Origin of the sequence: Rhodococcus sp. NPDC060090 (assembly GCF_042729855.1) — a bacterium.
Classification (GTDB): Bacteria; Actinomycetota; Actinomycetes; order Mycobacteriales; family Mycobacteriaceae; genus Rhodococcus.
Genome location: NZ_JBHWXB010000003.1, coordinates 305,259 through 327,594, shown reverse-complemented (window position 1 = coordinate 327,594; position 22,336 = coordinate 305,259). Strand labels below are relative to the sequence as shown.

17 protein-coding genes are annotated in these 22,336 nt (G+C 66.3%); 9 read left to right on the top strand and 8 right to left on the bottom strand.

What is annotated here, in order from left to right:
• Positions 1–40 precede the first annotated feature (40 nt).
• Positions 41–934, top strand: coding sequence for a PAC2 family protein (locus tag ACFWCF_RS06160; protein ID WP_378490517.1), 894 nt, complete (start codon positions 41–43; stop codon positions 932–934).
• Entirely contained in the window at positions 931–2,073 is a 1,143-nt protein-coding gene (locus tag ACFWCF_RS06155) for an MFS transporter (RefSeq protein WP_378558491.1), read from the top strand. Before ACFWCF_RS06160 ends, ACFWCF_RS06155 begins: the two co-directional genes overlap by 4 nt.
• A gap of 271 nt (positions 2,074–2,344) precedes the next feature.
• On the opposite strand, the gene ACFWCF_RS06150 is transcribed toward ACFWCF_RS06155, so the two are convergent.
• Positions 2,345–2,806, bottom strand: a complete 462-nt coding sequence (locus tag ACFWCF_RS06150; protein ID WP_378558488.1) for a 6,7-dimethyl-8-ribityllumazine synthase — start codon at positions 2,804–2,806, stop codon at positions 2,345–2,347.
• Positions 2,807–2,933: 127 nt separating this feature from the next.
• Between ACFWCF_RS06150 and ACFWCF_RS06145 the strand changes: the two genes are divergently transcribed.
• From ACFWCF_RS06145 to ACFWCF_RS06130, 4 genes are all read left to right on the top strand, one after another.
• Positions 2,934–4,007: a helix-turn-helix domain-containing protein gene (locus ACFWCF_RS06145; protein WP_378558676.1), complete on the top strand. Its 1,074-nt coding sequence runs from the start codon at positions 2,934–2,936 to the stop codon at positions 4,005–4,007.
• Positions 4,008–4,072: 65 nt separating this feature from the next.
• The gene (otsB, locus tag ACFWCF_RS06140) at positions 4,073–4,888 is read left to right on the top strand and encodes a trehalose-phosphatase (protein ID WP_378558485.1); all 816 of its coding nucleotides are present in this window, start codon (positions 4,073–4,075) and stop codon (positions 4,886–4,888) included.
• Between the two features lie 41 nt (positions 4,889–4,929).
• On the top strand, positions 4,930–7,341 hold the full coding sequence (locus ACFWCF_RS06135) for a glycoside hydrolase family 65 protein (RefSeq protein ID WP_378558482.1): 2,412 nt from the start codon (positions 4,930–4,932) through the stop codon (positions 7,339–7,341).
• Positions 7,342–7,355: 14 nt separating this feature from the next.
• Complete coding sequence (locus ACFWCF_RS06130; RefSeq protein ID WP_378558479.1) at positions 7,356–8,150, top strand: HAD family hydrolase; 795 nt, start codon at positions 7,356–7,358, stop codon at positions 8,148–8,150.
• Positions 8,151–8,162: 12 nt separating this feature from the next.
• On the opposite strand, the gene ACFWCF_RS06125 is transcribed toward ACFWCF_RS06130, so the two are convergent.
• Positions 8,163–10,547, bottom strand: a complete 2,385-nt coding sequence (locus tag ACFWCF_RS06125; protein ID WP_378558476.1) for a phosphoketolase — start codon at positions 10,545–10,547, stop codon at positions 8,163–8,165.
• A gap of 211 nt (positions 10,548–10,758) precedes the next feature.
• Here ACFWCF_RS06125 and ACFWCF_RS06120 point away from each other — a divergent pair, with 211 nt between their 5' ends.
• Positions 10,759–12,249 (top strand): glycosyltransferase family 39 protein, encoded by a 1,491-nt coding sequence (locus ACFWCF_RS06120; RefSeq protein ID WP_378558473.1) that lies wholly within the window; start codon positions 10,759–10,761, stop codon positions 12,247–12,249.
• A 9-nt stretch (positions 12,250–12,258) separates the two neighbouring features.
• On the opposite strand, the gene ACFWCF_RS06115 is transcribed toward ACFWCF_RS06120, so the two are convergent.
• The 4 genes from ACFWCF_RS06115 to ACFWCF_RS06100 form a co-directional block, all read right to left on the bottom strand.
• Positions 12,259–13,413 carry an integrase gene (locus ACFWCF_RS06115; protein ID WP_378558470.1) on the bottom strand — a complete coding sequence of 385 codons (1,155 nt, stop codon included), beginning with the start codon at positions 13,411–13,413 and terminating at the stop codon, positions 12,259–12,261.
• A gap of 8 nt (positions 13,414–13,421) precedes the next feature.
• Positions 13,422–15,917: an aminopeptidase N gene (gene pepN / locus ACFWCF_RS06110; protein ID WP_378558467.1), complete on the bottom strand. Its 2,496-nt coding sequence runs from the start codon at positions 15,915–15,917 to the stop codon at positions 13,422–13,424.
• 78 nt (positions 15,918–15,995) lie between these two features.
• The gene (locus ACFWCF_RS06105; RefSeq protein WP_378558464.1) at positions 15,996–16,448 is read right to left on the bottom strand and encodes an NUDIX domain-containing protein; all 453 of its coding nucleotides are present in this window, start codon (positions 16,446–16,448) and stop codon (positions 15,996–15,998) included.
• Between the two features lie 41 nt (positions 16,449–16,489).
• Positions 16,490–17,338 carry an SDR family oxidoreductase gene (locus ACFWCF_RS06100; RefSeq protein ID WP_378558461.1) on the bottom strand — a complete coding sequence of 283 codons (849 nt, stop codon included), beginning with the start codon at positions 17,336–17,338 and terminating at the stop codon, positions 16,490–16,492.
• Between the two features lie 144 nt (positions 17,339–17,482).
• Between ACFWCF_RS06100 and ACFWCF_RS06095 the strand changes: the two genes are divergently transcribed.
• Both ACFWCF_RS06095 and ACFWCF_RS06090 read left to right on the top strand, forming a co-directional pair.
• Positions 17,483–17,857: a winged helix-turn-helix transcriptional regulator gene (locus tag ACFWCF_RS06095; RefSeq protein WP_378558458.1), complete on the top strand. Its 375-nt coding sequence runs from the start codon at positions 17,483–17,485 to the stop codon at positions 17,855–17,857.
• A gap of 53 nt (positions 17,858–17,910) precedes the next feature.
• On the top strand, positions 17,911–18,510 hold the full coding sequence (locus tag ACFWCF_RS06090; RefSeq protein WP_378558455.1) for a DJ-1/PfpI family protein: 600 nt from the start codon (positions 17,911–17,913) through the stop codon (positions 18,508–18,510).
• Positions 18,511–18,555: 45 nt separating this feature from the next.
• Here the strand turns inward: ACFWCF_RS06090 and rph are convergent, their stop codons facing one another.
• Together rph and ACFWCF_RS06080 are read right to left on the bottom strand one after the other, a co-directional pair.
• Entirely contained in the window at positions 18,556–21,171 is a 2,616-nt protein-coding gene (gene rph, locus ACFWCF_RS06085; RefSeq protein WP_378558451.1) for a rifamycin-inactivating phosphotransferase, read from the bottom strand.
• A gap of 178 nt (positions 21,172–21,349) precedes the next feature.
• The gene (locus ACFWCF_RS06080) at positions 21,350–22,249 is read right to left on the bottom strand and encodes an alpha/beta hydrolase fold domain-containing protein (protein WP_378558448.1); all 900 of its coding nucleotides are present in this window, start codon (positions 22,247–22,249) and stop codon (positions 21,350–21,352) included.
• Positions 22,250–22,336: the final 87 nt, after the last annotated feature.

Here is a 22,336-nt window from a genome sequence, read left to right as displayed (position 1 = left end):
TAGTGGGCACGCAAACCGCACCCCGCCGTAGGCTGGACGGGTGAGTGCAAGTGAGTATCCCGAGACCCCGGAGCAGGCCGTTCCCGACTTCAGAAACCCGGTGCTCGTCGCCGCATTCGAAGGATGGAACGATGCAGGCGACGCCGCTACCGGGGCTGTCGAGCACCTCGAACTGATCTGGGACGCCGAACCCTTCGCCGAACTGGACTCCGAGGAGTACTACGACTACCAGGTCAACCGCCCCCAGGCCCGCCTCGTCGACGGCGTGACCCGACAGATCGACTGGCCCGCGACGCGCCTGTCTGCATGCTCCCCGCCGGGCAGCGACCAAGACATCGTCCTACTGCGCGGCATCGAACCCAACATGCGGTGGCGCAGCTTCTGCGACGCGATCCTCGAACTCATCGACGACCTGGGAATCCACACCGTCATCGTGCTCGGCGCACTGCTCGCCGACACCCCGCACACGCGCCCGGTACCCGTGACCGGCACCGCCTACAGCGCCGAAGCAGCCAAACGGTTCAACCTCGAGAAGTCCCGGTACGAAGGACCGACCGGCATCAACGGGGTCCTACAGGATGCCTGCGTGCGCGCGGGAATCCCCGCTGTGTCCTTCTGGGCGGCCGTCCCCCACTACGTGTCGCATCCACCGAACCCCAAGGCCACCGTTGCGCTGCTGCGCCGCGTCGAAGACGTCCTCGACGTCGAGGTTCCACTCGGTGAACTCCCCGCACTCGCCGAGGAATGGGAAGAAACCGTCACCTCGATGACCGAGGACGACGAAGACATCAGCGACTACGTCCGCAGCCTCGAAGAAGCCGGCGACGCAGAAACCGACATCTCCGAGGTCATCTCCAAGATCGACGGTGATGCACTCGCCGCCGAATTCGAACGCTATCTGCGAAGGAGAGGCCCCGGCGGGTTCGCTCAGTGAACGGGCTCCGCGAACCCATCCAGCGCGCGGCGCTCTACATCGGTGGATTCCTCGGTCCGTTCGGCGGTGGCGTCGTCGTGTCGATGCTCCCCGAAATAGGGGAAGACACCGGGGTCTCCGCAGGGGTCGCCGCGACCACAGTCACCGCGTACTTGGGTGTGTTTGCCGTCTTCATGTTGTTCTCCGGGACCCTCGGCGCCCGCTGGGGCCGGTTGCGGACGGTGCGTACCGCATACGTGATGTACGCGGTGGTCTCGATCGCTGCAGCACTAGCGCCGACGTTCTCACTGCTGATCGGCGCCCGAATGCTGCAGGGTGCAGGCAACGCATTCACCACTCCCCTGTTGCTGGCAGCCCTGGCCGCAATCACTCCTCGTGCCTCCCTCGGGCGTGCGCTCGGCCTGTTCGGCGCGATGCAGGCCGCCGGGCAGACCACGGCGCCGCTCGTCGGGGGTCTCGCTGCCGAAGTGAACTGGAGGTGGGCGTTCGTTGTGCTCGCCGCCGCAGCGGTCGTACTCGCCGTGATCGGCCTGCCCGGTCGGATGGACGAGGCGGAGGATGGCTCGGCTCGGCTCCGTGACGCACTGCGGCCACGGGTGCTCCGCGTGGGGGTGGTCGCGCTCCTCGGCTTCGGAGCGCTCGGCGGCTTGGGGTTCCTTCTTGCGTTCCGGGTAGAGGACGACTTCGGTCTCTCTCCCGCAGGGCGAGGTGCGCTGCTCACGGTGTTCGGGCTGGCAGGGATCCTCACGGCCCGCCGTGTAGGTACGCTCATCGACCGGATCGGCGCGCACCGCGCGGTACTGATCGGGGCAGTTGCCGGAGGTGTCCTCGTCGTCGCAGCGGGGACACTGGGCAGCATTGCCGTCATCGCGGTGGTGTGGTTCGTCGCCGGGATTGCCTCGCAGTGCGTCCTGGTGGCCGCGAACGCCGCGGTCCTCGGCGACTCCGGCGGCAATCGAGGTGGCGCAGTCTCGGTGGTCCTGGCATTTCGCTTCGGCGGTGCAGCCCTGGCACCCGTCGCATTGACTCCCCTGTATGCCACGCATCCGCTCGCGGCGTTCATCGTGCCTGCGGTACTGCTCGCAGTGGTGGCGCCCTTGGTCATGCCTGCGGATTCGACGCCCGCAACCGATCGGTGAGCAAAGTCCACGCCGTCTTTGATGGGTGAGGCTAGGCGGGAAGTGGTGTGGATATTCTGTTTTTCTATTTGTTCCGTATAATGCAGAATATTTGAAGGCACGCTGCGGTCTGGATCGAACTACCCTCGGCGACAATCTTTCACCCGCACTACGCGGGCGTTTCTCTACATCGACTCGATCAGGTGCTCACTCCCCCGATTCCCCGGGAGACCCTCGCGGCCCCCAGGGAATCCCCCCTCATTCGAGGGAGCGACAACTCCCGGGCTCAGCGCTACTCCCCCACCGGGAGTGCCCGCAAGGACTTGACCGTCGCATCGACGGCACGCGCAGCTTCAGCGCCCTTGGTGACGAAGTGGCGCGTGTAGTAGCCGACGTGCTCGTCGTGCTCGTGGAAGTGGTGCGGGGTCAGCACGACCGAGAAGACAGGAACATCCGTGTCGAGCTGGACGCGCATCAAACCGTCGATCACGGCCGTCGCCACGAAGTCGTGCCGGTAGATACCACCGTCGACAACCAGGCCGGCGGCGACGATCGCGTCGTACCGGCCGGAGCGGGCGAGGCGCTGGGCGTGCAGCGGGATCTCGAACGCTCCCGGCACCTCGAAGTAATCGAGCGAGTCCTTCGCGTACCCCAGGGCAACGATCTCGTCGGTGAAGCCTTCCTTCGCCTGGTCGACGATAGTGCGGTGCCATGTGGCCTGGATGAACGCGATACGGCGCGCGGTGTCACTCATATCGATGAAGTTAGCGCATGCACCTACAGCACTTTGCGGGTTGTACTGACGTGACGCGCGTTACAGCACCGTCATTTCGTTTAATTAGGTATTCCGTCTTGTACAGACTGTTAGTGTGACGGATGTGATGCAACAGGACCCATCGGACGCCGTCGAAACCGCCGCCGGCCCCAAGCCGGAACGGCCGATCGACATCTATCGCCGCGCGTCGGTGTGCCTGGACGCGTGCCTGCCTCTGGGGTGGACGATGTCCAGCGACAGGCCGCGCTCCCCCGAGGCCCCGCAGCGTCTCGTCGTCACCGCACCCGACGGTGAGTCGGTGTCGTTCGCGATCGTCGCATCACGGGGTGTCCTCAGCGGCGACGTCGCGCGCATCGTTGCCGAACTCTCCGACTCCGACCGCGGCTTCGTGTGCGCGCACTACCTGTCCGATCCTGTTCGCCGTCAATTCGATCAGCACGGAATCTCCTACGCGGACGCCACCGGAAATCTCACGCTGGTCGCGTCACGGCCCGCCGTATGGGTACGCAATCGTGGCGCCGACGCAGATCCCTGGCGGGGGCCGGGGCGCCCCTCCGGTGTCCTGACCGGGGAACCGTCCGACCGTGTGGTCCGTGCCCTCGCCGACCACTCCGGTGAGATGACGGTGCCCCAGCTGATCACACTCTCCGGGGCATCCACCGGCGCGACCTACCGCGTGGTGGAAGTCCTGGTGGAACGCGAGCTCATCCGGCGAATCCCCCGCGGTGGCATCACCGAAGTCCGGTGGGAACAGATGCTGCGCGCCTGGGCCGCCGATCGCAAAATGTGCGCGACGCGCCGGTTCGCAGCACCGGACGGCCTCGATATCGTGCGCAACCAGCTCGCCGAGCGGATCGACATCACCTACGCCCTCAGCGGTGTCGGCGCCACCGATTACGCACAACCCGATGTGCTCGAGCTGTACGCCGACGACCCCGACGACTTCGCGGGGGCATTGGGATTGCGCCCCGTCGATCGCGGTGGCGACGTGGTGGTCGCGATTCCGTGGTCGCCGGTGGTCTTCGACCGAATGGAACGCTCCGGGGCACTGCGGAGGGTTGCTCCGTCGCACGTGTACGCAGACCTGTTGTCCGGCCCGTTCCGCAATCAGGAGGCTGCGGAACATCTGCGTGCGCAGCTCACCGCCGACGAAGCGCACTGGCGTCGGCCCGTCCACTGACCGGGTCGCCGAGTCCCTGTACGGTTCGGGGTGGCAGTACACGCGTAACAGGAGGTTCGACCGAGATGGATTCCACATCGGCGGTCGAGGGCCTTACCTCGGCGCTCGACTCGGCAGCATTGGGGAAGCGCTCGAGCGGCCGCAGGCCCGCGGTATTCCTCGACTACGACGGCGTGCTCACCCCCATCGTCGACCGACCCGAAGATGCGGTCCTGTCCGACACGATGCGAGCCATCGTCCGTGCCTTGGCCGACCGCTGCCCCGTCTGCATCATCACCGGCCGCGACCGCGCGGTCGTCCAGCAGTTGATGGGGGTCGACGATCTCACCGTCGCGGGAAGTCACGGCTTCGACATCTGGAGGCCCGGTCAGGGTGCAATCTCTCCTGATTCCCTCGGCGACTTCACCGAACTCGTCGCTGATACCACCGCCACCTTGCGCGACCGGCTCGCCGACACCGACGGGGTCACCCTCGAACCGAAGCAGGCCTCGGTGGCCGTGCACTATCGCAATGCCGGGCCTCAGGAACGCCGGCGTGTCCACGACATCGTCCACGCATTGCTCGCCGAGATGCCCGATCGCCTCGAGGTCGTCCCGGGGAAGATGGTGTACGAGCTGCGGCCGGCGGTCGACTGGAACAAGGGCAAGGCAGTCCTGCACCTGATCGATGTGCTCGGCCTCGATTCCGACGATATCGTCCCGATGTACCTCGGCGACGACATCACCGACGAGGACGCATTCACTGTCATCCGCGGCACGGGGATCGGGATTCTCGTGGGCAGCCCCGACGATCCCGAGATGAAAGATCGGGTCACCGCAGCCGAATTCGGGCTCACGTCGGTGGATGACGTAGCACGCTTCCTCTCCGAATTGGGATGTTGACCAGCATGTGACCGAACGGCTCGACCGCCAGGAGGTACTCCGTGTACGACCCCGAGTTCACCCTCGACTACGACCGGTTCGATCCCGAGGCGGAGGGCCTGCGGGAATCGATGACCTCTACGGGCAACGGCTACTTCTGCACGCGCGGCACCGCCGAGTGGGAAGACATGGGCGAGGTCCACTATCCCGGCACCTACGCGCACCGCTGCTACAACCGCGAGACGACGATCATGGGCGGAAGCCCGGTCCTCAACGAGGATCTGGTGAACCTTCCCAACTGGCTCGTCCTCAAACTGCGCATCGATGGCGAAGACGCGATCCGGCTGTCGAATGTCGAGGTGTTGTCGTACCGGCACGTCTACGACATTCGCACCGCGACGGTCATCCGCGAACTCCGCTTCCGCGATCGGAACGGCCGCGAGACATCGCTGACGAGTCGACGCTTCGTCAGCATGGCGCATTCGCATCAGGGCGCACTCCAATGGACACTCACGCCCGAGAACTGGTCCGGCCACGTCGAGATCGTCTCGGCACTCGACGGCCGTGTCACCAACCGCGCGGTCGCCCGCTACCGCGATCTCGTCGGTCGCCATCTCGATCCGGTCACGCCCCGCACGTTCGGACCCGAGACGATCGCGTTGAAAGTGCAGATCCGGCAGTCGGACATCTACATCGCGCAGGCCGCACGCACGCGGGTGTTCTCCGGCAACGACACCGAGCCCACCGAGGTCGAACGCGACCTGTATCAGACCGAGGACTACATCCAACAAGTCTTGGCCTTGGACGTCACCGAGGGGCATACGATCCGCGTCGAGAAGATCGTGGCGATGTTCACCTCGCGTGATGACGCGATCACCGAGCCGCTCGCATCCGCCGGCCGCCATGTGCTGCGATATTCCGATTTCGCCGCGGCGCATCTCGAACACGCCGCGGCGTGGGAAGAGCTGTGGGACATCTGCGATATCCGGCTCCCCCGGGAGCCACGGACCCAATTGCTGCTGCGTCTGCACGTCGCGCATGTCCTCCAGGTGTGTTCGCGTCACACGTCGCGCCTCGATGCCGGGGTCCCGGCGCGGGGGCTCAACGGCGAGGCGTATCGCGGGCACGTCTTCTGGGACGAGCTGTACGTGTATCCGTTCCTGGATCTGCGGATGCCGGAAGTCACCAAGGGCCTGATCATGTATCGGTACCGGCGGTTGGTCGAGGCACAGGCCGCTGCGTCCGAGGCCGGGTACCGGGGTGCGATGTACCCGTGGCAGAGCGGATCGGACGGTACCGAGGAGACCCAGCTGGTCCACCTCAATCCGATGTCGGGTCTGTGGGATCCCGACCTGAGCCGTCATCAGCGACACGTGAGTGCCGCGATCTTCTACAACGTGTGGCGGTACTACCAGGCGACCGACGACTTCGAGTTCCTGGCCGACCACGGTGCGGAGATGATGCTCGAGATCACCCGGTTCTGGGCGTCGATCGCCGAATACAACCCAGAGCTGGATCGATTCGAGATCCACGGGGTGATGGGGCCCGACGAGTTCCATGAGCGCTACCCCGGGTCGGACGAGCCGGGGCTGCACAACAATGCATACACGAACGTGATGGTGGCGTGGATCGCGTCGAAGGCAATCGAGGTGCTCGAATTGCTTTCGACGAGCAGGCAGACTGCCCTGCGGGTGACCGACGAGGAACTGGCGCGCTGGTCGGAGATGAGCCGCAAGATGTTCGTGCCGTTCCACGACGGTGTCATCAGTCAGTTCGAGGGTTACGAGAAGCTCGACGAGATCGACTGGGAACACTATCGCGCGTCGTATCCGAACATTCAGCGGATGGACCGGATTCTACGGGCCGAGGGGCATGATCCCAATCGGTACAAGGTGTCCAAGCAGGCGGATGCGGTGATGCTGTTCTTCCTGTTCGACGACAACGAGTTGCGGCCGATCTTCGAGCGTCTCGGCTACGAGTACGACCGGGATCTCGTGCGACGCACCGTTGACTACTACGACGAGCGTTCCTCTCACGGGTCCACTCTCAGTTTCGTCGCGTACGCGGGTGTACTGGCGGGATTCGATCCCGAGTCGTCGTGGGAGCGGTTCAAGGTGGCCCTCGAGAGTGATGTGAGCGATCTGCAGGGCGGCACCACCAAGGAGGGCATCCACATGGGGGTCATGGCCGGGACGCTGGATCTGGTACAGCGCTATTACGTCGGCGCCCGGATCTACGACGGTGTGCTGATGTTCCGGCCGCGGCTGCTCCCCCACCTCGACGGGGTGTCGTTCTCCATGAGGTATCGGGGTACCCCGCTGCGAGTGCAGATCTCGGGTGAGACATTGTCGGTGCTCGCGGAGGTCGAGGGGTTCCGGGTGCCGGTGCGGGTGGGAGTCAACGGAGAGACGGTGCGGCTCGAAGCGGGGCAATCGCACGAGTTCCAGGTCCCGACCACTCCCCTACCTGCCTGAGCGAGCGGATCGCCATGACACGCGATGAGACTTCGCCCGCAATGGGTTTCGCAGGTGTGATATTCGACGTCGACGGCGTTCTCGTCGATTCACCACACGAAGTGGCCTGGCGGGAGTCGCTGGCGGAGCTCATGACGGGCCCGTGGCAGGACGCGGCCGAGCGTTCCTCATGGTCGCCGGACGCATTCACCTCGCGGGTCTACCGCGAGGTTCTGTCCGGGAAACCTCGGCACGAGGGAGCACTGGCCTGCCTCGAGTACTTCGAGGTACCCGACGCGCAGCAGCGTGAGAGCGAGTACGCGGAGCGTAAGCAGACGATGCTGCTCCGGTTGATCGAAGAGGCCCGGTTCGACGCATATGCCGACGGGGTTCGGTTGGTGCTGGCGGTGCGCGCCGCGGGCATTCCCGTCGCCGCGGCGTCGTCCTCGAAGAATGCACATCGCTTCCTACGGGCGATCCGGCTCGGAGAGTTCGGCGGTGGCGACACATCCTTGCTCGACACATCGCTGCTCGACGTGTTCGACGCAGACCTGTCGGGTCGCGATTTCGCCAGGGGCAAGCCGGATCCGGAAATTTTTCTCACCGCGGCCGCCGAACTCGGTGTGGCTCCGGAGCGGTGTGTGGTGGTCGAGGACGCGGTCAGTGGTGTGCAGGCCGCGAAGGCGGGAGCGTTGGTTACGCTCGGTGTGGCGCGTGCAGATGACGAGGACGAATTGGCGCGGGCGGGTGCAGATCTCGTCGTGACCTCGCTCGATGATGTGGACCGTGAGGCGTTCGCCGCCGGACGACTGGAGCGGCGCGCACATTGACTCTGCGGCTGTTCAAGGGTTGAGGCCGTGCCAGCGCCAGTCGGCGATCTCCGGCATGTCCTCGCCGTGCTCCCGGATGTACTGCCGGTGCCTGATCAACGTGTTCTTCAGGTGTTCGCGGGCGTAGGCGGCGACCGGGCGGATGCGTTCGACGCGGTCGATGACGTCCAGCGCCAGATCGAAGCGGTCGATCCTGTTGAGGACGCACATGTCGAATGGGGTTGTCGTGGTGCCCTCTTCGATGTATCCGCGCACGTGGATGTTGTCGTGGTTGCGGCGGCGGTAGGTGAGCCGGTGGATGAGCCACGGGTACCCGTGGTAGGCGAACACGACGGGTGTGTCGGTGGTGAAAAGGGCGTCGAAGTCGGGGTCGGGCAGGCCGTGCGGGTGTCCCCTGTCGTCTTGGAGCCTCATCAGGTCGACGACGTTGACCACTCGGATCAACAGGTCGGGAAACCACTCGTGGAGGATCTCGACTGCGGCAAGAGTTTCCATGGTGGGAACGTCGCCTGCGCAGCCGAGCACCACGTCGGGTTCGGCGCCGCGGTCGGTGCCCGCCCAGTCCCAGATCCCGATGCCTTTGGTGCAGTGAACAATGGCGTCGTCGATCGACAGGTACTGCGGCTCCGGTTGTTTCCCGGCGACGATGACGTTGATGTATTGGCGGGTGCGTAGACAGTGGTCGGCGACCGAGAGCAGCGTATTGGCGTCCGGTGGTAGGTAGACGCGGATCACGTCGGACTTCTTGTTGACGACGTGATCGATGAATCCGGGGTCCTGGTGGGAGAACCCATTGTGATCCTGCCGCCACACATGTGAGGTGAGGAGATAGTTGAGGGACGGGATCGGTCGGCGCCACTCGATCCGGTTGGTGGTGCGCAGCCATTTGGCATGCTGGTTGACCATCGAGTCGACGATGTGTACGAACGCCTCGTAGCAGGAGAACAGTCCGTGCCGTCCGGTCAGCAGGTATCCCTCGAGCCATCCCTGGCAGGTGTGTTCCGACAGGATCTCCATGACCCGGCCGTCGGGTGCGAGGTGTTCGTCGGTCGGCAGGATGTCGGCATTCCAGGTGCGATCGGTGGCGTCGAGGACGTCGCCGAGGCGGTTGGAGTTGTGCTCGTCGGGTGCGAACATGCGGAAGGTTGTCGGGTTGTACCGCATGACTTCGCGAAGGAAGGTGCCCAGAACCTTTGTGGCCTCCGCCTGTTCGTGTCCGGGTCGGTCGACGGCGACAGCGTGGTCGCGGAAGTCGGGCAGGGCGAGGTCGCGGACGGCGGGGCCACCGTTGGTGTGCGGATTGGCGCTCATGCGCCGAGTACCGGCGGGGTGCAGGTGACGGACGGCCGGTATCGGCGTTCCATGGTCGTCGAACAATTCGTCGGGCCGGTAACTGCGCAGCCAGTGTTCGAGGATGCGCCGGTGCTCGTCGTTGTCGCGGGCGTTCGCGAAGGGCACTTGATGTGCCCGCCACGTCCCTTCTATGGGGAGTCCGTCGACCTCGACCGGTCCGGTCCAGCCCTTCGGGGAACGCAGCACGATCATCGGCCACACGGGTCGGTCGCTGCGACCGGATTGTCGTGCCTCTTGCTGGATCTCGGCGATGCGGTCGAGGCTGCGGTCGAGCGCGTCGGCAAAGTGCCGGTGCATGTAGTCGGGGTCCTGACCGGAGACGACGATGGGTTCGTGCCCGTATCCGCGGAGCAGTGATTCGAGTTCGTCGTCGCCGATGCGGTCGAGAAGCGTGGGGTTGGCGATTTTGTATCCGTTGAGATGCAGGATCGGGAGCACGGCGCCGTCTCGGCGTGGATCGACGAATTTGTTGGAATGCCAACTGGCGGCGAGTGCACCGGTTTCGGCTTCGCCGTCTCCGATGACTGCTGCGACCACGAGGTCGGGGTTGTCGAACGCGGCGCCATATGCGTGGGACAGTGAATACCCGAGTTCGCCTCCTTCATGGATGGACCCGGGGGTCTCCGGAGCCACGTGGCTGGGTATGCCGCCGGGGAAGGAGAATTGGGTGAACAGGCGGCGCATGCCCGATTCGTCCTGGGAGACGTCGGGATAAATTTCACTGTAGGTGCCTTCGAGCCACGCTGCGGCGACCGGTCCAGGTCCGCCGTGGCCGGGGCCCATGACGTACATCATGTCGAGGTCCCGGGCGAGGATCGCGCGGTTGAGGTGCGCATAGATGAAGTTGAGTCCCGGGGTGGTGCCCCAGTGGCCGAGTAGACGCGGTTTGATGTGTTCGGGACGCAGCGGTTCCCTCAGGAGAGGGTTGTCCATGAGGTATATCTGCCCGACCGACAGGTAGTTGGCGGCACGCCACCATGCATGGAGTTCATGGAGACCGTCGCCGGTCAGGGCGCTGGAGTCAGCGGTGTCGGAGATCTGCATCGGGCTCCTCGTTGTCGGCGACCGCCCGTGACGACGTGCTGCACGATCGGCTCGAGCGCGTACCCTCTGGAAGAACGGTACCCACCGCACAGGCGTCTCACTCGTCGATCTCGGATTCATTGGTGGGTGGCCCGTGAGGAGGCCGGTCGCTCCTGCGCGGCGTGGCCGTAGACACTCGCACGGATCGAGCAGCTTCGGGAGTTGAGTGCCCATGGCGTGGGCCCGAGCAGCGGAACAGCGCACAGATGGCGCTGCGTCCTTCGTGCACGAGCAGGTGCACTCGTTTGCGGGCCGCGTCGTGTGGCCGATCGCGGCGGTCGTCGCGGTCGCTCATCTGGTGGCGGCGGTGGTGGGTGGTGACGGCTACTGGTTCGACGAGGTGTACATGCTCGCGATCGGCCGCGATCACCTGGACTGGGGATCTGCCGATCAGCCGCCGGTCGCGCCGCTGCTGGCGCGGGTGTCGGATGTCGTTGCGCCGGGTTCGATCCTGGTTCTGAGATTTGTGCCCATCGTGGCGACGGTCGCGGCGGTGGTCGTGGCGGCGCTGATCGCGCGCGAACTCGGCGGGGATCGGCGGGCGCAGGGCATCACTGCGGCGGCGCAGGCGACGTCGATTTCGGCGGCGTTGTTCGGGCATTGGCTCACGCCGTACACTCTCGAGCCGGTGCAGTGGTTGCTTCTGTTGTGGTTGTTCGTCCGGTGGGTGCGGCTCCGCGACGACCGGTTGCTCTTGTTTGTCGGTGTGGTGGCGGGGATCGCTGCGGAGACGAAGTTTCAGGTCATGTTGTTGTGTGCGGCGCTGGTGGTCGCTGTGCTGGTGTGCGGGCCGCGTGAAGTGTTACGGCGACCGATGTTCTGGGCCGGTGTGACAGTCGGAGCCGTGATCACCGCACCGACCCTGGTGTGGCAGGCGCGCCACGGCTGGCCGCAGTTGCTGATGTCCGAGATCGTTGCCGAGGAAGCAGAGGTGCTGTACGGAGGCCGGGCTTCGGTCACGATTCAAATGCTGGTGTGGGCCGGTGTGGCGGGCACGGTGCTCGTCCTGCTCGGGTTGTGGTGGTTGCTGCGCGATCGGGAGTTCCGCCACTATCGGTTTCTTGCGGTCGCCTTCCTTGCCTTGCTGATCATCTTCACGGTCACCGCAGGGCGGCCCTACTATCTCGCCGGGTTCCACGGCGCGCTCATCGCAGTCGGGGCGGTGGGATTGCAGCGGCGACGCGAACGGGGTCTGCACCGCTGGAGTTGGACGGCGTGGCCGGCGTTCGCGGTCAGTGCACTCATCGCCGGGGTGGTGCTCGCGACGTCGGTGGGGATCTCCAACAGTGATGTGGGTGAACGGATCGCGGAGAGCACAGCCGGCGCGTACCGGGAACTGTCCGACGATCGTGACCGTATCGCGGTGATCGGCCAGTCGTACATCATCGCCGCCTATCTCGACGGATACGCGGCGACTGTCGATCTGCCACCGGCCCACAGCCCGAACCGTGCCTACGGGTATTTCCCACTACCCGACGACTCGCGGACCGAGGTCCTGTTCGCCGGGACCGACCCGTCGACACTCGCTCCCTTCTTCACCGAGGTCACGCAGCTACGCGGGCCCGTGAGCGACGAGATCGATACCGGTGTGTGGCTGCTGTCGGGCCGCACCATGCCGTGGAACGAGATCTGGCCGCAGGTGCAGACCTTGCGGGTGGGCTGATACGACTGCTCACAGTCCGAGTCGGGTGACGGCGTTGGCGACGAGGCCCGCGTGCTGGCGGCTGTACAGCGCGACCATGCGTTCGTCGGCGTGCCCGGTCTGCGTCATGATCGTCTGAGTGGTGGCGCCGCCCCGCACGGCCTGGGTGACGAATCCGGCGCGCAGGCTGTGTCCGCCGAGGGTCGCGACGAGTTCGTCGCTGAATCCGGCGCGGCGGGCGCGGCGCTGGATCATCGAATGCACGGATTGTCCGGACAACGCTTCGGCGCCGAGCGACCCGGTGCGGTGGACCGGCCGGAACAGCGCACGGTGACCGCCCGCCTTGGCTCCGGCAGCGAGGCCCCGGCAGCAATGCTGCACCGGCCCCTCGTCGCCGTGTTCGAGCAGCGCCGCGACCGCGGGTCTGCCTCCGGCGTCCCAGGTGTCGAGTACTTCCCGCCAGCGCCGATACGCGCACACCGGGCAGGTGTGCGGGTCGTGTCCGTGTGGGAGGGTCACGGTGCGGCCACGCGCATCGCGGTCTGTTTTGGATCGGCGGACGGTGACGTAGAGGCCGTCGGCGCGGTGAGGGACGACGTCGACGACGGTCAGGGCGGTCAGTTCGGAGCGGCGCAGTGCCCCGGCGAGACCCATGAGCAGCAGGGCGGCGTCGCGGCGTTCGGCGGCGCGTTCGGCCCAGCCTGCGGCCGCGGCGTCGGCGCGCATGTGGGTGAGGATCGTGCGGATGTCGTCGGTGAGCAGCGGGGTCCGCCGGGCGGGCGGTGTGGCTCGGTCGCGGCGGATTCCGCGGAGGAGTTCGCGGACCGATTCGTGGTGTCCGGGTTTCGGGTGTCCGGCCAGGGAGTGCATCTTGTTGATCGTCGATACCCAGCGGGACAGCGTCGACGGCGCATAGGCGTAGCGGCCGTCGGCGCGGACTTCGACCGATTTCTCGGTGACGAACCAGGAGATCTGGTCGGGTGTCGCCGGGAGGGGGCTGTGGCCGGTGCTCTGGCACCAGCGGGTGTAGGTGTCCCAGTCGTTCAGTTGTGCGGCACGGGTGTTGTCGGAGGCGGCCTTGTCCCGTAGCCGGCGCATGGCGTCGGCGATGGTGTCCGGGGGTTGCGGGGTGTAGTGGGCGAGGTCTGCCGGGACGACGACCTCGGGAACGTGTTCGGTGCTCATGGGATCGGTCAGGCCTCGCTGACCTGTTGGACGCGCAGATCGCGGGCGAGGTGGTCGCGTTGCTCGACGACGAGGCGGCGCAGTGCGCCGGGTGCGTCGGTGTTCGATTCGAGCCACGCGTCGACCTGGTCGAGGTTGTCGGTCGCGGGGAACAGCCCGAGGACGATGCGGCGGGCGATCTCGATGCTGCGTTCGGACCAGGTGTCGCGCAGGACCGCGAAGTAGTCGTGGTCGTAAGGGCCGGTCAGATCGCGGCGCGCGCCGGCGTGGAAACCGCCGATGGTGGCGTCGAGGTGGTCGTTGGTCAGGGTGTGATCGGCGAAGATGGCCGCCCACGCGTGGGCTTTCACTTCGGCACGAGGGCGGGCCGTCATGGCCCGCAGGTGCGCGGTGCGGCCGGTGGCGGTGTCGTCGCGGCTCAGTTCGTCGTCGAGGTCGGGCTTGTCGGCGAATCCGGTAGCGGTGAGCGCCGTCCACCAGGTCCATCGCAGATCGGCGTCCAGTGCAAGTCCCGAGGGTGCGGGTGTGATGCCGTCGAGGAGTGCCCGGAGGTCGGCGGCACGGTGAGCGTCCATGGTGGCGGCTGCGCCGACAGCGCGAGCGAACGCGAGTTGGGCGCCGCTGCCGGGTTCCGCAATCTCGAGTCCGTGCCAGACTGCGTCGAGCCACGCTGCGCGCGCGTCGGGGCGGGCCGCCGAGGGAAGGTAATGCTCGATGGCCGCGGGAGCGTTGGCGAGGACAGCGGTGAGCAGCGCGAGGTTCGGTTCGTTCGTCGAGAAGCGTCTCGCCATCGCGAGGTAGCGGGGGGCGGTGAGCTCACCGTCGCGGGTCGCGTTCCACAGTGCCGACCAGATGAGACCGCGTGCGAGGGGGTCGCGGACCCGGTCGAGTGCGGATTCGACGGTGGTCAGGGAGCGTTCGTCGAGGCGGATCTTGGCGTAGGTGAGGTCGTCGTCGTTGAGCAGGATCAGTGGTGCGTCGGGCAATTCGAGCCGGGTGCGGGCGTCTGCGACGTCGACCTCGATGCGGTGGTTGCGCACGAGGTCGCCGGCGGGATCGTGGTCGTAGCAGCCGACCGCGAGGCGGTGGGGTCGCGGGTCGGTCTGCAGGATGTCGTAGCGGCCGTCGCCTGCAGGTTCGAGGACCAAGGTGGAGACACCGGAGGTCTGCAGCCACGCGCGCGCCCATTCGGTGAGGTCGCGGCCGGAGGTTGCGGACAGTTCGGTGAGGAGATCATCGAGGGTGGTGTTGCCGTAGGCGTGGGCTCGGAAGTAGCGACGGGATCCTTCGAGAAAGGCGTCGCGGCCGACGTAGGCGACGAGTTGTTTGAGGACGCTGGCGCCCTTGGCGTAGGTGATGCCGTCGAAGTTGAGTTTGGCGGCTTCGAGGTCGACGATGTCGGCGACGACGGGGTGGGTAGTGGGGAGTTGGTCCTGCAGGTACGCCCAGGCCTTGCGGCGGTTGGCGAACGCGACCCAGGCGTCGGTGTATTTCGTGGCCTCGGCGCTGACGAGCGATCCCATGTAGTCGGCGAAAGATTCTTTGAGCCACAGATCGTCCCACCACTTCATGGTGACCAGGTCGCCGAACCACATGTGCGCCATCTCGTGCAGGATCGTGTTGGCGCGGCCCTGGTACTGGGCTTCGGTGGCGGCACCGCGGAAGACGTAGGCCTCGGTGAAGGTGACGCAGCCGGGGTTCTCCATGGCGCCGAGGTTGTATTCGGGGACGAACACCTGGTCGTACTTGCCGAACGGGTACGGGTAGTCGAAGTGTTCGGCGTAGAAGTCGAGACCTTCGGTGGTGACCTGGAGAATCTCGTCGGCGTCGAGGTGTTCGGCGAGCGAGGCGCGGCACAGCACCCGCAGCGGCACGGTGAGTTCTCCCCTGCTCCACGAGGAGTCGACGCGATGGTAGGGCCCGGCGACGATAGCGGTGATGTAGGTGGAGATCGGCAGGGTCGGGGCGAACGTGACGGTCTGGTTGTCGCCGCCGCGCTGCCGGTGATCGACGGCTTGGTTGGAGACCACCTGCCAGTGTGCGGGTGCGGTGACGACGAATGTGAATGCGCCCTTGAGATCGGGTTGTTCGAAACAGGCGAAGACGCGGCGGGCGTCGGCGGGTTCGTACTGGGTGTAGAGGTACGTTTCACCGTCGACCGGGTCGAGGAAGCGATGCATGCCCTCCCCCGACCTGCTGTATCGGCCGGTGGCGACGATGGTGACGACGTTGATTTCGCGGAGTCCGCTGATACTGATCCGTGCGCCGTCGTAGACCACGGGGATCAGGTCGCCGTTGACGGTGACGGATTCGACCGAGTCCCCGAGGAAGTCGACCCAGGTCTCCGGTGTGGAAGCGGTGAACTCGATCGTGGTCACCGTGGGGAAGCCGGTGCGGTCTTGGTCGACGGCACCGCGCAGGTCGAGTTCGACGTGGTAGGAGTGCACGTCGAGAGCGCGGGCGCGCGCGGCGGTTTCGGCTCGGGAAAGGTTCGCGGAACTCACGGATCCGATCCTGCCATTGCCACGCCGGTTTCTGGTCCCCTCCGGTCGGCCTGCGTGTGTCGGTGCGTGCGAGTGCTGCTATCGGCGGGTCAGGGTCGTCCAGTCGGGATCGAGGTGGCCGAGGAACAGATCCTGCTCGTCGGCGAGCGGTTCGGGCAGTGGTAGCGGCACGAAGTGGCATGCGAACTGCAGTCCGGTGTCGGTGCCGTCGCCGCGGACGGTGTGGGTCCAGGTGTCGGGAGCGTCGTCGGGTACGCGGAGGTGGAGGACATGGGTGTGGCGTGGTTGCCCGGTGATCGGGTGCGGTCGGTGATCGATGCCGACCACCCCGATCACGGTGCAGGTGTCGAGTCCGGTTTCTTCGGTGACCTCCCGGAGCGCGGCTGCGTGTGGGTCCTCCCCTGGTTCGATACCTCCGGCCGGGATCTGGGTGCCCGCGTCAGGAATACCGACGTGGTCGAACACGAGCAGTTCAGGGCCCGCGCGGTGGCGGATCACGTAGGCGGCGACGCGTCTCCGGGGTGTGGACATCGACTCAGTATTCAGGTGTGCTCTTCCAGGTGCGCTGAGTGTCAGGCGCCGAGGACATCCGCCAACGGCGTGGAGGGACGTCCGGTGAGGCGTCGCAGGTCGTCGCGATCGGTGTCGAGTACGCCTGCAGCGATTCCGGCATCGGAGTCGGCAAGGATCCGAGCGAATGGCGCCGGCACTCCAGCACCCTCGAGCATGGTGGCGTACTCCGCCTGCGGCAGGTCCTTGTAGGTGACGGCGGTGCCGATAGCGCGGGAGAGCACGTCGGCGATGTCGGTGTAGGTGAGGTGCTGGTCGCCGCCGAGTTCGTAGGTGACGCCGTCGTGGCCGTCGGTGGTGAGAACGACAGCGGCAGCATCGGCGAAGTCCTTGCGTGCGGCTCCGGCGACGCGCCCGGTGCCGGCCGCGCCGAACAGTGCGCCGGTGGCCCTGGCCGTGTCGACGGCCGTCTCGTAGTTCTCCCAGTACCAGCCGTTGCGAAGCAGTGTGTGGGCGATTCCGGACTGGGCGAGCAGTTCTTCGGTGGCCTTGTGTTCGGCGGCGAGCGCCAAGGGGCTGGTGTCCGCGGCCAGGACCGAGGTGTAGGCGATGGATCCGACTCCGGCTGCCTTGGCTGCCTCGATGATGTTGGTGTGCTGCGGCAGGCGCCGGCCGACCTCGCTACCGGAGATGAGGAGCAGCTTGTCGACGCCGGTGAGGGCCTCGCGGAGCGCAGCCGGATCGGTGTAGTCGGCTGCACGGACCTGAACGCCGGTGGCGGCGAGATCGGCGGCTTTGGCGGTGTCACGGACGATTGCGACGATGTCGGCGGCGGCGACGCCGCGTTCCTGCAGTGCGGCAATGGACAGGCGGCCGAGGTGTCCGGCAGCTCCGGTCACGGCGATGGTCATGTGTGCCTCCTCGTGTTGGGCCCGCTCGCCGAAGCGCGCGAACTGTTGATGCTTCAACTTCCCCACTAGTTATACGCTTACTTTTCGATAGTGCAACATTTTCCTCAGTGCTTCTTCAAGGTTCGCGAGGTAAAATGGGCAGCCATGAGCACCGCCGACCTCCCCGAAGCCAATGTCTTCGCGCGCGACTGCGCGTCCCGTCCGGTGCTTCAGAACATCACCGGACGCTGGGGTGCCCTCGTCCTCGCGGCGCTGTCCGAGAAGACCCACCGCTTCTCCGAACTACGCCGCCACGTCGACGGCATCAGCGAACGGATGCTCTCGCAAACCCTGCAGACCCTCGAACGCGACGGCCTGGTGCACCGCGAGGTCCTCACGACCATCCCCCCGCACGTCGAGTACTCGCTCACCGACCTGGGGCACCGCATCGTCACTCCGCTCCTCACCCTCCTGTTCCTCGTGGAGGACAGCGTGCCCGAGATCCTCGCGGCGCAGATCGAGCACGATCGCACGCACTGAGAGTTGGCAGCTCGACGGGCAGGGCCCCGCGACCACGCCCTTACAATGCTGGCGTGACACCGATCCGCTACGGCATCCTCCTGTTCGACGACGTCGAGGTGCTCGACGCGTTCGGTCCGTTCGAGGTGTTCTCCGTTGCCGCACGCCTGAGCCCGACCGACATCGCCGGAGCCGTCCTGGTGGCCGCCTACCCCGAGTGGTCGACGATCACAGCGCGTGGAGGCCTGCGGGTACAGACGGACGTGTCGATCGCCGACGCCCCACACTTCGATGTTCTTCTGGTCCCCGGCGGTGTCACCGATCGGGTCGAGCACGACGATGCCGTCGTGTCCTGGATCGCGGCGCGATCCTCCGCTCCCGTGGTGGCGTCGGTGTGCACGGGCGCGTTTCTGCTCGCCGCAGCGGGCGTGGTGACCGATCATCGCGTCACCACACACTGGGAGGACCAGGCCGAACTGGCACGTCGGTTCCCCGACCTGACCGTGTTGACCGAACCGCGGTGGGTGCACGACCGTGGCGTCTACACTTCCGCGGGAATCTCTGCGGGCATCGACCTCGCCCTGCACCTGGTGTCGCTGGTCGACGATATCCTCGCGCTCCGCGTCGCGCGGCAGATGGACTATCACTGGCAGAAGGTTCACGCCGTCGGCTGAACTTCCCTGTCGGACAGGCGTATCTGCGTGCCTTGCCATGTCATGTCATGTCTCGTCCGACAGGATCTCGACGTACCCGTCCGTTCCGTTCACCCGGATTCGTTGCCCGTCGCGAATCACCCGGGTGGCATCGGGCACCGCGACGACGGCGGGCACACCGTACTCCCTCGCGATCACCGCACCGTGGGTCATCAGTCCGCCTACCTCGGTGACCAGGCCGGCGATTGCGACGAACAGTGGCGTCCAGCTCGGATCGGTGTACGCGGTGATCAGGATGTCGCCCGCGTCGAGATCGGCCCGCGCGATGTCGGCGACCACGCGGGCGCGTCCTTCGACGACCCCCGTGGATACTGCCAGGCCGGGTAGTGCTCCGGTGGGAAGGTCGTCTCGGCGATACACACCGGTGACGGTCTCGCCGTCCGAGGTGAGCACGCGTGGCGGTGTGAGAAGCCGGTACGAGCGAAACGCCTCTTGTCGTTCGCGGATGAGCTCGGCGGAGGCATGTTGCGTGCGTACGACCTCGCGGAGTTCGTCGAATCGCAGGTAGAAGATGTCGTCCGCGCGCCGAAGCACACCGGCCCCGACGAGGCGCTCGGCTTCGCCGAGGAGGGCCTGCTTGTAGACGAAGTAGCGGCAGACCATTCCGTACTTCGGATACTCGCGGTACCCCGCGAACGCGCGGACGCGGTCAATCATTTCCTTGGTCTCGTCCGCCTTGCGCGCACCGTCCGGTAGTGCGCGCAGCCGCTCGAGCACCTCGTGTTCCTTCTGCTGTGCAGCGCGCAGTCCGTCGTCGAAACGTCGGCGGGCGGCCCCCGGTGCAAAGTGTGCGACGTTGCCGAGGAGGGTGGGGACGAGCGCGGTGGGGTGCTCGCGCCATCGAGGCCGGGTGATATCGATTTCTCCGACGCAGCGCATCCCGTACTTGTCGAGGAAGGAGTCGATGGCAGCGCGGGCTTCTCGCCCACCGGGGACCGTGGCCAATGCGTCGAGGAAGTGCGCCTCGTCCATTCCCGCGTCCTCGACACGGCGGAGGATGGAGACGACCTCGGGATTCGGCCGGATCACGTCGGCCACGTCGAGCAGCTCGAGGCCCATCTCGGAGGTGATGTTGTGGGGAACGGATTGGGTGAGGGTGTCGACCGCGTGCTTCTCCCCCAACCACTCCTCGAGGTGGTCGCGCAGCCAGGTTGCGCCGTCCAATGAGGCCGTGATCGCTCGGTAGCTCTTCGGCGCGAACAGGATCCGTCGGAGTTCCCCGATGTCGTCGGCTATGAACTCGAGCAGCGCAGGCCCTGTTCGGGTGCGGATGTCGCGGGTCGATGCTGCGGTGGAGGCTTCGCTGTCGGCGATCAGTTCGGTGACGAGTGCCTCGTCGGGCTGGATCGGCGCGGGTGCGGCACCGTCGGTCGGCGCCTCGACCGGATCGGTGTCCGGGACGGTAGGAACGAAGCCGCGGTCGACGAGGGTGCGCAATGCATCGCCGACGAGTGGTTCGGAACTGCCGAGCGCCGCCACCAGGCCGGCGCGCGCGGTGGGTGATGCCAATCGTTCGGTGACGTCGACGAACAGCCGGCCTCCGGCGTCGCGCATGGGCGCCGTGCTCGTCATCTGCCACACGGACAGCCCCAGCGGTGTCATGGCGTCGGTCATCATCTGCTGGTGGCCGACCGATACGTACACGCGGTTGGCGTCGTCGGCGGCTTCGGGGATCGGGAAGAGTGTGGTGATCGGCCGGCTTTGGACGATCCGGATTTCGTCGTCGATGAGGCACCATTCGATGTCCTGGGGACTTCCGAAGTGGGCTTCGATGTCGCGACCGAGCTGCGCGAGCCGCACTGCCTGCGCATCGGTGAGCACCGGCCGGTTCTGCTGCTCGGGTGCGAGGGACCGAATTCTCGTTCCGCCTGTGGGTTCTGCCTCGAGGGCGAGTTCTTGTCTCGCCACGGCCCTGTCCGTGACTTCACCGCGGCGCACTGTGTAGACGTCCGCGTCGACCAGGCCGGAGACGAGAGCTTCGCCGAATCCGAATCCGGCGTCGATGGAGACGACGGTGCGATCGGAGGTGATGGGGTCTGCGGTGAAGAGGATCCCGGACGCCTGCGGGAACACCATGTGCTGCACGAGGACCGCCATCCGGATCGTGCGGTGGTCGAACCCGTTCCGCAGCCGGTAGGTGACGGCGCGTTCGGTGAACAATGAACCCCAGCACCGGCTGACGTGCCGGAGGATCTCCTGCGCTCCGACGATGTTGAGGTAGGTGTCGTGTTGGCCGGCGAAGGAGGCGTTCGGGAGGTCTTCGGCGGTCGCGCTCGAGCGGACGGCATATGCGCCGTGTTCGCCGAGTTCAGCGTGTGCGCCGACGATCGCGGCCGCCACCTCGTCGGGGATCGCGCATTGTTCGATCGCGCGGCGGATGTCGGCGCTCGAGGCTCGGATTCCTTCGCGGTCGCGCTCGTCGAGCTCCCAGAGTCGTTCGAGCAGCGCGTCGATCTGCGGTGCGTCGGTCATGACCCGGCGGTAGGCCTCCGTCGTCACGCAGAAGCCGTCCGGCACCTGAATGCCTGCGAGGCGCGACAATTCTGCGAGGTTCGCGCCCTTTCCTCCGACCTCTGCGATATTTGTGCGGTCGACCTCGTCGAAGCCCAGCACATAGCCCATTCCCTGCTCCTGACCTGTGGTCTCGGAATGCGAGAGGCGAGTATGGACCAATTTTCCGGGCCTCATGAGCGGCACCGATCGTGTATAACGTGAAAGGGGGACGAGGAAGTCGCAGGCAAGTGCCACAGTCCCGAACGATCCTCATCGCTGAGTGCCCGTAGGCGCCTGAACACTCAGGTCAGGGCTGCACGGGTCGTCGTGCCCGAAGTCGGTCGACGATGATGCTGCGGGCGGCTTTCCCCTCGGGGGTGGGGGTCAGCGGGTAGACGTGCAGAAGCCCGTCGCCGGTGTGATAGTCGACGTCGACGCCTGCGGTCGTCGCTTTCTCGACGACCAGGCGTGTGTCGGGGTAGATGATGTCGCGGGTGCCGATGAACACGGTGAGTGGTCCGAGTCCGTGTAGGTCGGCGGCGAGGGGGCTGACCCAGGGGTGGTCGAGGGCGAGGTCGCGCCGCCAGTGGTCGATGAACACGCGGGTGCCCTCGCGGGCGAGCCACGGGTCGGTGGGTTGGACGTCATCGATTTCGGGGTTGGACAGGGACAGGTCGAGCGCCGCCGAGATGAGTACCGTGCGCGGCAGTATCAGCGCGTGCTCGTCGCGCAGCGCGATTGCGGCCGAGAGCGCGATCTGCCCGCCCGCGGAGTCACCGGCCAGGCACACGGTGCCGTGCAGGTCGTGGTTGGCCCGGACGAGTTCGGCGATCGCCGGGACGACCTGCCCGGCGGTACCGAACGGCACCAGCGGATAGATCGGCACCGTGACGGTCGTCTGTGCCTCCGCGGCGATCTGTGCCGCGAGATCCCAATGCTGCGAGACGATTTCGTTGACCCACCCCCCGCCGTGAACGTAGACGGTGTTGCCGTGGGGTTCTCCCGCGGCGGGGGTGATCGTGTAGATCGGCCACTGTCCGCTCCGGTCGATGGTCACTGTCACGTCGCGGCGCAACCGGGCAGGCGGCCCGTAGGGTCGCGGTCGGAGTGAGACGTCCTTCAGGTGGTCGCGCGCGGTGGCCGGGTCGAGGTAGTTGCGGTTTCGGCGCATCGCTTTGATGACCGTGGGCAGTAGACGACTCGGCACGCTCGGCAACGTGTCCTCCTGTGGTCGAAGGTGGAGCCGGGCAGCGCGATCTGCTCCCTTCCCGGCGTCGGTGCCCACTCTAGATCC